Raw genomic sequence first — 13531 nt, forward strand, 5'->3', positions numbered from 1 at the left:
CCTCAGCCCCATGACCGGGCTCAGGAACTGGATCGTCAGCATCGCCGCCACCGTGGCGTCGAACTACGCGCTGGACGCCTTCGCGGCGGCGGCCGGGGTCGCCCTGGTCGCCTCGGGGCTGATCGCCGGCCTCGGCGTGCCCTGGCTGCTGTTGATTCTGGCGGTCAGCTACGTGGCCTGGGCCGTCGGGCTGCGGGCGGCCTTGCACGCCAACTGGACCCTGCTGCTGCGCACCGGGACCAGCACCAACGTACTTTCCAAGGGGGCGTACGACCTCGCCCGCCGCACGTCGCGCAGCGCCCGCGTGGCACGACTGGCCGCGGCGGCCGGCTACGCCGGCACCCAGGTGGCCGGGGAGGCGATCTACTACGCCGGTGCCTTCGGCGCCGCGGCCTTCAGCGACAGCGTCACCAGCACCGAGGCGCTCGGCTTCCTCGCGGGGGCCAACCTGGCCGCCGCGCTGTACGAGTACGGGCTCGCCCGGATCACCACCGGCCTGCTGCGCCGCTGGCGGCGGTACGCGTCGTTCGACACCGACTGGGAACCGGCCGAATACCTCGCCGGTTACTACCGCTCGGTGGAACCGGACGAGGTGGCCACCGTCGCCTTCCTCGTCGGCGCCATGCGGCAGGCCGAATCCGGCCGGCCGGTGCTGTTCTTCGGCGTCGGGCCCACCCTGCACCACGTGTTCGCGGCGGCCGAGACCGCCTCCGAGATCCACCTGGGCGACTACCTCCCGGCCAACCTGGCCGAGATCCGCCGGTGGATCCGCCGTGAACCGGGAGCACACGACTGGCGCCCGTTCGTCCGCTACACCCTGCAGTGCGAGGGCATCAGCGGCCCGACCGACGAGCAGATCGCGGCCCGCGAGGACCTCACCCGGTCGAAGATCACGAAGCTGGTCCAGGTCGACGCCCGGCATCCGCGCCCGGTCGACCGTCACTACCCGATGGTGATCAGTCCGTACTGCGCCGACTCGGCCACCTCCGACCGCACGACCTGGCTGATGTTCATGCGCCACATCACCGGCCTGGTCGAGCCGGGAGGCCTGTTCATCACCGCCGCCCTGCGCCGCTGCCGCGGTTACACCGTCGCCGGGAAGACCTTCCCCGGCGCCGACGTCGACGAGCACGACCTCCGCGCGGCGCTGAGGCCCGAGTTCGAACCCGGCGCGATCGAAGTCCGGGAGACATCGCAGGACGCCGCTCATGGATACTCGGCGGTCCTGCTCTGCCAGGCGCGCCGGCGCCCGCCCTTACCGAGCAGGGTCGCGCAGCCGGTCCAGCTCGTCGAGGTACATCGCCTGCATGCGCCCGTAGTGGCGGACCAGGAGCATGAGCTCGTCGGCGCTGTAGCCCTCGACGAGCCGTTGCGCCCGGCCGGCGAACCGCTCGTACGGCCGCTCCAGATCGGCGGCCCGCTCGGGCCGCAGGGTGACGATCACCCGCCGCCGGTCGGCCGGATCGCGGTCGGCCGTGACATATCCGGCCTGCTGGAGCCGGCGCAGCATGCTGGTCACGGCCCCGGTGGTGAGGTTGGTCCGCTCGGCGACCTGCCCCGCGGTGGCGGGCCCGGCGTCGGCCAGGAAGTCCAGGCACTCCAGGTCGCTGACGGTCAGGCCCAGCCGGTCCGCGATGGCGTACCGGAACACCATGGACAGCCGCGACATCTCCCGTCCGGCGCGCATGAGGTCGGTGATCGCGGACGCGGGGGCCGGCTCGTCGGGCATGCCGCCATCATGCCTCCGGCACGGTGACCCGATGCAGCCGAGGTAGCACGCGGGTCAGCACCCAATGCGGCGCGGCCGCGCCCCCGGTGAGGCGGTGCATCAGCCGGGCGGCGGTGTCCACGGCGCGGAAGGCGTAGGGCACCATCTCCGCCTGGTAGGCCGCGATCGCCTCCTCCACCGGCGTGCCGTTGGCCCGGGCGTCGACCAGCTTGCCGCCGAGCAGGACGGCGTCGCGAAGCGCGGTGTTGCCGCCGTGGGCGCCGAACGGCGGCATGACATGCACGGCGTCGCCCATCATCGTGGCCCGCGGCACCGCCCACCGCTGCGGGCGACGGCCGCTGGCGAAGGGGTTGAGCACCGTGGCGTCGAGCTCGGCGGTGTCGACCAGCCGCCCGATGAGCGGATGGAAGTCCGCGCTCATTCGGGCCGCCAGATCACGCAGCGCCAACAGGTCGCCGCGAAGGCCGGGAGGCACTTCCTCGCGGCGCAGCAGCAGCCCCCACATGACGTAGTCCTCGCCGATGGGCGCATAGCTGCCCGGGGCCAGCCGCGCGAACGCCTCGCGCGGGTCCTCGCCGAACCGCATGGAGGTGAAGAAGAAGGCGCGGCCCGGCCGGTCGGCGATGGCCAGGACCCCGCTGGTGCTCAGCGCGTCCGGGATGACGCTCCGGCCGCCGAGCCGCAGCGGCGACCGGCCGTACACGCCCACCATCGGGGTGCTCGCCGGGCCCGCGTCGGGCATGAGCTGCGCCCGCAGCGACGAGCCGACGCCGTCCGCGCCCACGACGACGGACGCGGCGACCGCCCCGCCGTCGGCGAACCGCAGGCGCAGCCCGGCCGGGCCGCCGTCGTCCACCGCGACGGCGGCCTTGCCGTAGTGGATGCGCCCGTCCAGCCCCGACATCAGGATCGACCGCAGGGTCAGCCGGTCGACCTGGCGGGTCGCGTGCGGCTCGTCCTTGAAGGTGATGGTGAACGCGTCCCGCAGCCGGCTGTCGGTGAAGTGCAGGTGCCCGCCGGGCTGGTCACCGGTGGCCAGCGCCAGCCGGTACAGCGGGCGGGACAGGCTCTCGCGCAGCGCCTCCAGCCCGTACCGGTCGAGGATGATCCGGTAACCCTGCTGCCGGACGAACGGACCTGGATCCCGCTCGTAGACGTGCACGTCGATGCCGGCGCGCATCAGATATTGGGCGAGGCAGAGCCCGGAGAGCCCGGCGCCGGAGATCGCCACAGAGAAGTCGCTCGATATGGCCATCCGGTTATCTTAATGACTAAGATGATTTGGGCAAGGCTCACGTGAGGCGGTTGGTCTGGTAGGCCCACAGGGCCAGCTCGACGCGGTTGCGGGCCCCGAGCTTGGTCGTGAGGCCGGCGAGGTGGAACTTGACCGTACTCAGGCTGATGTGCAGATCCCGGGCGATCTCGGCGTTCGTCCGGCCTCGCGCGACCCGGACCAGCACGTCCTCCTCCCGGCCGGTCAGGGGGTGCACGGGCCGGCTCGGTCTGGTGGCCGGGCCACCGGCGGCGAACGCGGCCAGCAGCCGGCCGGTGACGGCCGGGTCGATGAGCGCGTCGTAGACGTGCTCGTCGGTGTCGAACGTGGTGATCACGACGACGGCGATCGGGTCGGGCGCGTCCGGTCCGGCGAGCAGGCGGGTGGCCTCGATGCCGTCCAGGATCGGCATCCTTCGACCCTGACCCGGGTCGCCCGCCGGGCGTGGCGCTGGGCGTTGGTGATCGATTCCTGCGTCACACGGTAGAGGGCGCCCTCGACGGCGGGTGGGAGGTTCGTCAGGTCGCCGCGGAACTCGACGTCGATGCGCAGGGACTCGGCGGCCAGGTCTTCGATGTCGGCGAGCTGATGGCGGTCGCGCAGCGCGCCGAGCACGGTGCGCAACTCCGTGAGCGTCCGGGCCGCCTCGCGGTCGATGACTTCGAGGGCCTCCGTGGCACCGCTCAGCGATGAGGACCGGGCCAGGACCAGACCGGCCTGGGCCTGGATGGCGATCCCGGCGGTCGCCTCGGCGATCCCGGGGAAGTCGACGCCGATGATGGCGGTCAAGCTCACCGCCACGACCGCCGTCCCGATGGCCACGTCGCGGCCGGAACCCGCCGAACGCGTACACCACCGCGGCCAGCGGATGGATTCGCCGGACCAGGACCGCCAACGCCAGCCCGCATCCGAACGCGACGGCCACCGGCGGCCAGGCCAGGTCCTTCAACGCCGCGTCGAACCCGAGCACGGTCAGCACGAGCCCGGCGAGGGGCCCAGTCGCGCCAGGTTGTGTTCGGCACAACCGCCACACTGACGATTCGGGAGTCCCCGCTCCCCTGGCCATTAGGCCAGGGAAGCACCGGCCACCGGACTCGGGCGCTCCACCACCCGCACGGCCGAGACTCGGAGCATGAACGAAGTTGACACCAAGGTCGACGTCAAGGTCGTGCTCTGCGGCCTCTGGGTCACCACGCTGCTCGTGTTCGCCTACGTCGAGATCTTCGGCTTCCACCGCGCTGACGTGATCAACGGGGTGCTCGCCGGCGAGGTGTCCGGAACCCGTGTCGCCATCGGACAGACGTCCTCGCGCTCACGACCCTGGATCTACTACATCGCCGGCACCCTGATCGAGATCGCGCTCCTACTGGCCATCGCCCGGACCGCCTGGGCGTGGCCGAAAAAGCTCACAGGCGGAACGGGTTGCGGCCCAAGGCGGCCAGTAAGTACCAGGCGGTGGCGCCGGTGTGGAGGCTGGCGTAGTAGAGGTCGCCGAAGCCCGTGTCCAGGCCGTCGCTGGAGGCGGCGGGGATGCCCCGGCCGTCGCCGTGCGGGGTGGTGGCCTGGGCCCGGCCGATGTTCCACAGCAGCTTGCGGCTCAGCAGGGCGTCGCCGCGGCCGTTTCGGGCCTGGAGGGCCAGGGCGGTGTGTGCGGTGCCCTCCAGCCAGACCTTGCTCGTGTCGGTGTCGCTGTAACTGACGCCGTAGACGTCGGCGTCGAAGGCGGCCAACCGGTCGAGCACCCACGAGACCGAGCGGTCGTAGCGGCGGTCGCCCGTGGCCAGCCGGGCCCACGTCTGGACGTCCTCGGGGATCGGGACCCGGTTCGTCGTGGTGCCGTCGGGGTCGGTTCCGGTCCACACGTGGCCGCCCACGCGGTCCTGCATCGCGGCCACGAACGCGAACGCCGCCCGGGCCCGGGTCTGCCAGACGCGCTTGCCGGTCAGCTGAGCCAGCATCGTGAAGAACGCGCCGACATCGATGTTGTGCTCGGTCGCCTTGAACGTGTTGGGCTGGTCGTCGGCCGTACGGCCGCCGGTGTAACCGAAAGGCGCCCGCGTGCCGTCCCACGTCTTGTCCTGGATCCAGGTGGCCTCGCGCAGGGCGCCTTCCAGGAAGCGAGGAAGGCGGGTACGGGCGTACAGGTGGGCGAAGGCCATGCCCACCCAGGCCTGATTGCCGGTGAAAGCAGCCGGAGAGCCGATGTCGAGCGCCGGAAAGGAGTCGGCCTGATAGGACGCCCGGGTGCGCCCGTCACCGATCGGGTCGTTCTTCTGCGCGTACAGCAGGGCGTCGCCGAGAATGACGGCCCGGCGGACGTCCCCGTGCGCGAGCCAGGCCATGATGACCAGCGCGTCGTCGTAGGCGAAGGACGAGACGAAGGTCCACGTCGGCGTTTCGAAGAAGCCGCCGGTGTAGCTGCGCGGCAACCGCGGCGCGCTTTCCGACCCGTACTCATCGAATTTGCTGTTGAGAAAGGCGAAAGCGGCCTTGACCGACGCCGGAGTGGCGCCCGCGGTCCAGGACGAGGCGGAGGCCGAGGCCGGCGACGGCACGAGGGAGCCGGTCAGGACAGCGGTAAGGGTGCCGAGAACGGTGCGACGAGAGGCATACATGGGGGCTCCTCAGGAGACGCTGATGTTGGCGACCAGCTGCGCGATGTGGGCGGCCCGCTGCTCGCGCGTGTCCGGCCGGCCGGGAATGCCGGGCCGCCGCTGCCAGGGAAGCGGGCCGTCGGCCCGGCGGTATTCGACGCCGAGGGCGTCCAGCCGCGGCAGGTGCTGCCGCAGGCGTCGTTCGAAGTCGTCGAAGTCGCGGCCGGCCGGGCCCCACAACGCTTCCGCGATCGCGCAGAGACGCGGGAACACCAGATAGTCGACCGTACGGGGTGAGTCCGCGTGCTCCGTCCAGATGTTGGCCTGCCCGCCCAGCACGTGCTTCGCCTCGTCCTCGGTCAGGCCGGCCGGGACCGGGTCGAGGGCGTACACGTCGCGCAGGGTCAGCGGGATCGACACCGGGATCGGCTCGTCCGGCAGCTCGGACTGCCGGTAGTCGAGGTAGGCCATGTCGTCCGGGCAGGCCACCACGTCGTAGCCGCGCCGGGCCGCGGCCAGCGCGCCCGTCAATCCGCGCCACGAGGCGATGGCCGCCCCCGGCGCCAGGTCACCTTCCAGGATCTCGTCCCAGCCGAACAGCCGACGGCCGGCCGCGTTCAGGTGCTCACCGAGCCGTCCGATGAACCAGGCCTGCAGGCCCTCCTCGGTGGCCACGCCCAGCTCGGCCATCCGCTGCTGGGTGCGCGGGTCGGCCCGCCACTGGGTCTTCGGGCATTCGTCGCCGCCCACGCCGATGTAGCGCGACGGGAACAGCTCGAGCACCTCGTCCAGCACACCGCGGAAGAAGTCCACGGTGGACTCCTCGGCGTTCAGGATGTTCTCGCTGATGCCCCAGCGCGTCCAGACCTCCACCGGCTGACCTTCGACACCCAATTGGGGGTACGCCGCGAGGGCCGCCTGCACATGCCCGGGAGACTCCACCTCGGGGACGACGGTGATGAACCGTTCCGCGGCATAGGCGACGATCTCGCGTACGTCCTCCTGCGTGTAGAACCCGCCGTGCGGACGGCCGTCGCCGGGCGCGTCCTTGCCCGCGCCGACCTGACTCTCGCGCCGCCACGCGCCGACCTCGGTCAGCAGCGGATAGCGCTTGATCTCCAGCCGCCAGCCCTGGTCGTCGGTGAGGTGCCAGTGCAGCGTGTTGAGCCGGTGCATGGCCATCAGGTCGATGAAGCGCATGACGTCGTGCTTGGGCATGAAATGGCGTACGACATCAAGCATCGCCCCTCGCCAGGCGAAGCGGGGTTTGTCATGGATCCGGGCGGCCGGAACGGTCCAGCTCTCAGCCGCCGGACTCCGCCGGTAGACCGAAGGCGGCAGCAGCTGCAGCAGGGCCTGGCCGCCGTAGAACACGCCCGCCGCGCCGCCGCCGACGATCATGACGCCGTCGCTCGTGACGTCCAGCCGGAACTCCTCCGTCGCGAGATCGTCGTCGACGTCGAGCGTGATGGTGCCGGTGGCCGTCTCCCGCAAGGGGAGCCGGAGCGCTTGCCGCAGCCAGGCCAGAACCCCGCTCAGCGACGCGGGGGCGGAAATGGTGGTGCCGTGGTCGAGGGCGAGCGAACCCTGACCGGGGACGAACGAGAGTGGAGCGGGGATCAACAAGGTCTAGCCCTTCACGGCGCCGGCGGACATACCGGCCACCAGATTGCGCTGGATGATCAGGAAGAACACGACGACGGGCACGGAGAAGAGGACGGAGGCCGCCATCTGACCGCCGAAGTCGGTGCCGGTGTGCGGGTTGGTGAACGAGGCCAGCCAGACCGGCAGGGTGTAATGACTCTGGTCCTGCATGAACGTGTACGCGAACAGGTAGTCGTTCCAGGCCGCGATGAAGGCGAAGATGCCGGTGGAGATGACGCCCGGCGCCACCAGCGGGAAAAGGACGCTGGTGAGCACACGCCAGGTGCTGGCGCCGTCCATCCGGGCCGCCTCCTCGATCTCGGCCGGGATGGTGACGAAGAAGCCGCGCATCACCCAGATCGAGAACGGCAGGACCGTTGCCACATAGGCCAGCACCAGGGCCGCGTACGTGCCCAGAAGGTCCAATTGGTTGAACATGACGAACATCGGAATGAGCAGGGCCGTGCCCGGCAGCATCTGCACGGCGAGGATGACCACCATGAGCAGCCGCCGGCCCCGGAAGCGGAATCGGGACAACGCGGCCGCCGCGAAGATGCCCAGCACGATCGAGACCATCACCGTCAGGACGACCACGATCACGCTGTTGCGCAGGTTGGTCAGGAAATGCTCCTGCCTGACCGCGTTGAGGAAGTTGTCGAAGGTCGGGTGCTCCGGCACGAAGTGCGGCGTCGGCGTCATCACCTCCGGGCGCGGCTTGAACGCCGTGTTCACCATCCAGTAGACCGGGAAGGCCCAGACCAGGCAGAAGATCGCCGCGATGGTGTTGGCCACCTTGTGCTTCACAGGTCCTCCCCCGACTTGAGCAGTCTGCGGATGTAGAGGGCGGTCAGCCCGAGCAGCAGCAGGGTGGTGACGACCGAGATGGCCGCGCCGTGCCCGATCTGGAAACCGACGAACGCGGTCTTGTACGTGTAGACGCCGAGCGTCGACGTGGCGTCGCCCGGCCCGCCGCGCGAGATCAGCCAGATCTGGTTGAAGACGTTGTAGTCCCAGATCACCGACAGGATCGTCACCAGCAGCAGGGTCGGCCGCAGGTGGTTGAGCGTGATGATCCGGTAGACGGTGAGCTCGGTGGCGCCGTCCATCCGCGCCGCCTCGAGATATTCGCGCGGGACCTGCGTCTCGGCCGCGTTCAGGGTCAGCGCGATGAACGGCACGGCCTGCCAGACGATCAGGAGCCAGATGACGGCGTACGCCCGGGTGGGGTCCTGCGTCCAGTCGATGTTCGTGGTGTCGCCGAAGATCTTCAGCTGATCGAGACCCCAGTTGACCACTCCGTAACCGGGCTGGAAGAGCCAGTTCCACACCAGCGACGAGGCCACGTTCGGCATGGCCCAGGCGACGATGAGCACCACCGTGACCGTGTAACGCCACCGCCGGCCGAGCCGGGTCAGCAGATGCGAGACGCCCATGCCGATCAGCACGCTGCCGGCCACCATGGCCGCGGTGAACAGCACCGTGCGGACCAGCGAGGCCCAGACTGCGCCGCTGCTGAGCAGGTCGGTGTACTGGTCGAGGCCGACCGAGCGGTAGGCGCCGGTGAACAGGCTCCGCTGGTTGTAGTCGGTGAACGAGGTGAAGACCAGGAAGCCGATCGGCGCCAGCGTGACCAGCGCGAGGACCAGGCCGGCCGGGCTGAGCAGGACCAGCGGGGCGAGGTCGCGCCTTCTGCGTCTTTGATGAGAAGCGGGCGGGGCCGGCGCGGCCGGCGGGGCGCCGGCCGCGTCGGTGATCACGGTGGTCACTTACCGCCGGCGAGAGTCTCGCCGAGGTGAGCGTCGAATTCCTTGCCGGCCACCTCGGGCGTCTTGGCGCCGGAGGCGACGGCGGAGAAGACCTGGTTGACGCTCTTGTCGCCCTCCAGGGTCGGCCACTGCGCGGCGGCCGGCGTCGCCTTGGAGACCAGGGCCGCGGTGAAGAAGGCCTTCTGCTGCTCCTTCAGGGCCGGCTCGGCCGCCTTGATGGCCTCGGTGCTGTTCGGGATCCAGCCGTCCTTGCCGAAGACCCACTTGTCCTGCACCTCGGGGCTGCCGGCGATCTTCGTCCACTGCAGGGCCAGGTCCTGGTCGTCGCTCTTGGTGGCGATGCCCCAGACCGAGCCGCCCAGCATCACCGGCTGGTTCTTGCCCGAGACGCCGGGCAGCGGGAACGTGCCGATGTCCTCGGCCTTGATGTCCGGGTTGGTCTTCTGGATCAGGCCGACCGCGCCGCCGGAGGCCAGGATGGCCGAGGTCTTGCCGTCGGCGAACAGCTGGACCTGGTCGGGCTTGTCGGTGTCGAGGGTGCGCGAGGCCTCGGTGGAGTACGCGTTCTGGAAGGTCATGAAGTCGGTCAGGCCCTTCTGCCCGGCCGGGGTGGAGAAGCCACCCTTCCAGTTGCCGCCCTCGTTGGTCGCGATGTCGCCGCCCGCGTCCCACAGGAACTGCAGGCCCGCGTACCAGTACTGGCCGGGCATGTAGAAGGGCGAGAAGTCGGCGGCCGGGTTCTTGGCCTTGACCTTGTCGAGGGCGGCGGTGAGCTCGGCGTACGTGGCGGGCGCGGCCGTGACACCGGCGGCGGCCCACGTCTTCTTGTTGTAGATGACCGCGCGGGCGCCGGCGAAGCCGGGCACAGCGTAGAGCGAGCCGTCCACAGTGGCCGGCTCCTCGAGGCCGGCCAGCCAGGTGCGGCCCTGCTTCAAGTCGTCCTTGTACTTGGTCAGATCGAGCAGTCCGCCGTTGGCCGCGAAGCCGGGCACCTGAGTGTTGCCGAGGTCGAGGATGTCCGGTGTTCCCGAGGTGGACAGCGCCGTGCTGATCTTGGTGGTGATGCCCTCCCACTGCTGGATCTGCAGGTCGACCTTCGCGCCGGTGGCCTCGGTGAACTTGGCGTTGATGGCGTCGAGGGTCTCGTCGGTGTAGTCGTCGGTCATGACCCAGACGGTCAGGGTCTTGCCCTCGCCGCGGGCGGCCGGCACGGCGCCGGAGGCGCCGCCGCCGCTGTCACCGCCGTTGCCGTCGCTGCTACAGGCGCTCACTGTCAAAATGGCGGCGGTGCTCAGGGCAACGGCCGCGATATAGCGGTGGGACCGCATGATGACTCCTCAGGGGTCAGGACTTGCTACGCCCGCGATTGCGGGTGGGGTTCTTCTCGGGGAGCCGATGGGCGTCGACCGCGCGAACGGTCAATTCCAGGGCTTCGGCCGTACGCTCGTACGTGCGCTGGGCGACGGCCACGTAGATCATGTCGAGCACGAGCAGTTGCGAATGCAGAGCCGCGAGCGCCGCCAACCGGAACGTGGTCTCCTGCACCGCCGTGGTGAAGACGACGTCGGCGACCTCGGCCAGTGGCGACCGGCTGTAACTGGTGACCGCGACCGTGAGCGCGCCGTGGTCGGCGGCCTCGGCCAGGGTCTCGATGACCTCGCGGGTGCGGCCCGAGTGGGACAGCCCGATCGCCACGTCACCCGGGAGCAGAAGGGCGGCGTTGGTGAGCGCGGTGTGACTGTCGAGCCGGTGCCACACCGGCACCCGGATGCGCTCGAGGCGGAAGGCCATCTCGCGCGCCGAGGTGCCGCTGCTGCCCAGGCCGAACAGCTCGACCCGTTTCGCGCCGGCGATCTCGGCCGCGACCCGGTCGATGGCGGCCATGTCGAGGGCGGCGGCGGTGTCGTGGATGGCGCGGGTGTCGGCGGCGGTGACGACCCCCAGCACGTCGGTCAGCGGATCGCTGGGCGCGATGTCGCCGCTGATGTCGGTCTCCCACCGGGCCTGCTCGGCCCGGCCGGTCTCGGTCGCGACGGCCACGCGCAGGTTGGCGTAGCCCTTGAAACCCAGCGTGCGGCTGAACCGGGTGACGGTCGCGGTCGACGTGCCGGATCGCTCGGCCAGGTCGACGATGCTCGCGTTGGCGGCCGACTCGGGGTCGGCCAGGATCGTCTCGGCGATCCGGGCCAGGGCCTCCGGCATGCCGGGCCCCTCGATCCGCAGGCGGCCGAGAAGGCCTCCGCTCTCACCGGTCACGTCGGTCATCCTTTTCATCGTTCGCTGTTGCCGATGAAAATTACGACCGAAGAGTGAACTAGTCAACAACTTTTGTCTGTGCTTCTATCAGCCTCATGAACTTGGTGGTCGGAGTCGACGCGGGCGGCACGTCCTCCCGGGCGGTGGTCGCGACAACCGGCGGCCGCTTGCTGGGGCGAGGCCTGGCCGGCCCCGGCAACCCGCTGACGGCCGGCCCCGACTGCGCCGCCGCGGCCGTGGCGGCGGCGGTGCGGACAGCCTTGGGCTCGCACGAGCCGGCACTGATCGAGGCGGCCACCCTGGGCATAGCCGGCCCGGCCACGGCCGCCCAGTTCGCGCCGGCGCTGGCCGCGCTGGGAGTGAACGCCCAGGTCACGGTCGTGGGCGACGTGGTGACGGCCTTCGCCTCGGGCACGCCGGCCCCGGCCGGCGCGGTGCTGATAGCCGGCACCGGGGCGATAGCGGCATCGGTGCGGGCGGACGCGGTCGAACGCACCTCGGACGGCCTGGGATGGCTCCTGGGCGACGAGGGCTCGGGCCGCTGGCTGGGTCTGCGAGCGGTACGCACGGCGGTGCGCACGTGGTCGACCCCGTTCGCGGCCAGCATCGCCTCGCGCGTGGGCGTGGCCACGGCCGACGAGATGGTCTACTGGGCCCAGGCCCTGCCGTGGAACGAGATCGGCGACCTGGCCCCGCTGGTGTGCGAGGCCGCCCGCTCCGGCGACCCCCACGCCACAGCCATAGTCGACGAGGCGGTGGCCCACCTGGTGGCCACCCTCGACGACCTGGGCGCCGACGGCCCGGTCGTCCTCGGCGGCGGCCTGCTGGCCGGCGACACCCCCGTACGAGACGGGGTCCTGAAGGTCTTACGCACCCGCGGCCTGCACCCCCGAACAGGCCGAGACCCCGCCGCCGGCGCCGCCTGGCTGGCCGCCCGCCCCCTGAGCCCGCTGACGCCGGCGGCCCTGCACGAGGCGCTGCTCAGCCCATGAGGGACTTCAGCTCGGCGATCAGGCGGAGGTGGCTGTCGATGCCGTCCGGGGCGAGGTTGTAGAACAGGACGTGGTCGACGCCGGTGCCCTCGAGGCGCTTCAGGTCGTCGGCGATCTCGTGAGGGGAACCGCCCAGGAACGGGCGGGCGCCGCCCAGCGGGTCGGCGGTGATCGGGACGTTGGCGCGGGCCGTCACGGTCAAAGTGGTGGCGTCGCGGCCGTGCTCGCGGGCGGCCTCGCGGAACGTGCGGGCGGCCTCGGTGAGTTGCTCGTACGAGAAAGCGTTGGGGTTGACGCCGTCGGCGATGCGCGCCGCCCGCAGCTGGCCGGCCGGGGTGGCGGCGCCGATGATGATCGGCACGTGGGCCTGCACCGGCTTGGGGTTCACCTCGGACGCCTCGATCTGGTAGAACCGGCCCTCGTACTCCACCGGGTCGGGGCCCCAGCAGGCGCGCATGGCCTCGACCACCTCGTCCAGGCCGGCGCCGCGGCGCTTGAGCGGGACGTTGGCCGTGGCGAATTCCTGCGGCATCCACCCCTGCCCGAGGCCGGCGATGACCCGGCCCTCGCTGAACTGGTCGAGCGTGGCGAACCGCCGGGCCAGCACCACCGGCGGGTGGAACAGGGCGTCGACGATGCTCGTGCCCAGCTTGATCCGCTCGGTCACGGCGGAGACGAACGACAGCGTCTCGATCGGGTCGTACGTGAGCCGGTAGTCCTCCGGAATGCGAACAAGCTCCCCGTCCGCTCCGGGCATGAGCGGCGCCAGCGGCCGCAGCAAACGCTCGTACGTCCACAATGCCGCATAGCCGAGCTGTTCCGCCTCCCGCGCCACCCGCAGGATGTTGGCCTTGGAGGCCAGCGGCCCGGACGTCGGCAGTGCCATCCCCAGTTCCACGCGCGCTCCTCGTACTCCCGGGCGGCCTTGGCGCCACCGTTCGTCACTTTAGAACGCCGACCCTGAGAAGAGCGTGAGCGCCGATGCCAGATCGGACGGCCCGTTCGGCGGATTCCCCGGAGTCGCGGTCATATCAGCAAGCAAGGCTGATCACCAGCTCGAGCCGGAAGAACGCGGCGACGCTCTGCCCTGAGGTCCACAGTGTTGGGCTTAATTCCGGAAACCCGACGAGGTAGGCGTTGTTCCGAACGTGATCGTCGACAGGCTCCCGCACATCCTCCACAACCGAGACAGCGAGATCCGCAGCGGGCGCCACACCCAGCTCACCGACTTGCTCAAGCAGCTCCCGAGACCGCTCAGAACCCAACTTCAGACAGCG

The 13531-nt window shown here is 70.6% G+C and carries 11 protein-coding genes and 2 pseudogenes; 2 read left to right on the top strand and 11 right to left on the bottom strand.

The window, feature by feature from the left end; all coding sequences use genetic code 11:
- Nucleotides 1–10 precede the first annotated feature (10 nt).
- Nucleotides 11–1231: pseudogene (gene gntF / locus CRP55_RS15495) on the top strand (guanitoxin biosynthesis pre-guanitoxin forming N-methyltransferase GntF); the annotation flags it as partial.
- Nucleotides 1232–1255: 24 nt separating this feature from the next.
- Here gntF and CRP55_RS15500 read toward each other — a convergent pair.
- The 10 genes and pseudogenes from CRP55_RS15500 to CRP55_RS15550 all read right to left on the bottom strand — a co-directional run bounded on the left by CRP55_RS15500 (nt 1256) and on the right by CRP55_RS15550 (nt 11271).
- Complete coding sequence (locus tag CRP55_RS15500; protein ID WP_097320758.1) at nt 1256–1729, bottom strand: MarR family transcriptional regulator; 474 nt, start codon at nt 1727–1729, stop codon at nt 1256–1258.
- Between the two features lie 7 nt (nt 1730–1736).
- A complete protein-coding gene (locus CRP55_RS15505) occupies nt 1737–2984 on the bottom strand; it encodes an FAD-dependent oxidoreductase (protein WP_097320593.1) in 1248 nt (415 codons plus the stop codon).
- 37 nt (nt 2985–3021) lie between these two features.
- A pseudogene (locus tag CRP55_RS15510) lies at nt 3022–3417 on the bottom strand (response regulator transcription factor); the annotation flags it as partial.
- A complete protein-coding gene (locus CRP55_RS15515; RefSeq protein ID WP_179855182.1) occupies nt 3336–3797 on the bottom strand; it encodes a sensor histidine kinase in 462 nt (153 codons plus the stop codon). The pseudogene CRP55_RS15510 and the gene CRP55_RS15515, both read right to left, overlap by 82 nt.
- 611 nt (nt 3798–4408) lie before the next feature.
- Nucleotides 4409–5617 (bottom strand): hypothetical protein, encoded by a 1209-nt coding sequence (locus tag CRP55_RS15525; protein WP_097320596.1) that lies wholly within the window; start codon nt 5615–5617, stop codon nt 4409–4411.
- 9 nt (nt 5618–5626) lie between these two features.
- Entirely contained in the window at nt 5627–7222 is a 1596-nt protein-coding gene (locus CRP55_RS15530; protein ID WP_097320597.1) for a beta-N-acetylhexosaminidase, read from the bottom strand.
- A 3-nt stretch (nt 7223–7225) separates the two neighbouring features.
- On the bottom strand, nt 7226–8044 hold the full coding sequence (locus CRP55_RS15535; protein WP_245923009.1) for a carbohydrate ABC transporter permease: 819 nt from the start codon (nt 8042–8044) through the stop codon (nt 7226–7228).
- Entirely contained in the window at nt 8041–9006 is a 966-nt protein-coding gene (locus tag CRP55_RS15540) for a carbohydrate ABC transporter permease (protein ID WP_097320598.1), read from the bottom strand. The genes CRP55_RS15535 and CRP55_RS15540 overlap by 4 nt, the downstream gene beginning before the upstream one ends.
- A complete protein-coding gene (locus CRP55_RS15545; RefSeq protein ID WP_097320599.1) occupies nt 9003–10334 on the bottom strand; it encodes an extracellular solute-binding protein in 1332 nt (443 codons plus the stop codon). The genes CRP55_RS15540 and CRP55_RS15545 overlap by 4 nt, the downstream gene beginning before the upstream one ends.
- A gap of 16 nt (nt 10335–10350) precedes the next feature.
- Nucleotides 10351–11271, bottom strand: a complete 921-nt coding sequence (locus CRP55_RS15550) for a MurR/RpiR family transcriptional regulator (RefSeq protein WP_245923010.1) — start codon at nt 11269–11271, stop codon at nt 10351–10353.
- A gap of 86 nt (nt 11272–11357) precedes the next feature.
- Between CRP55_RS15550 and CRP55_RS15555 the strand changes: the two genes are divergently transcribed.
- On the top strand, nt 11358–12254 hold the full coding sequence (locus tag CRP55_RS15555; protein ID WP_097320600.1) for an N-acetylglucosamine kinase: 897 nt from the start codon (nt 11358–11360) through the stop codon (nt 12252–12254).
- On the opposite strand, the gene CRP55_RS15560 is transcribed toward CRP55_RS15555, so the two are convergent.
- Nucleotides 12244–13152 (bottom strand): TIGR03619 family F420-dependent LLM class oxidoreductase, encoded by a 909-nt coding sequence (locus CRP55_RS15560; RefSeq protein ID WP_143234631.1) that lies wholly within the window; start codon nt 13150–13152, stop codon nt 12244–12246. The two genes, CRP55_RS15555 and CRP55_RS15560, sit on opposite strands and share 11 nt — an antisense overlap.
- Nucleotides 13153–13531: the final 379 nt, after the last annotated feature.

The organism is Paractinoplanes atraurantiacus, assembly GCF_900215205.1.
GTDB lineage: Bacteria > Actinomycetota > Actinomycetes > Mycobacteriales > Micromonosporaceae > Actinoplanes > Actinoplanes atraurantiacus.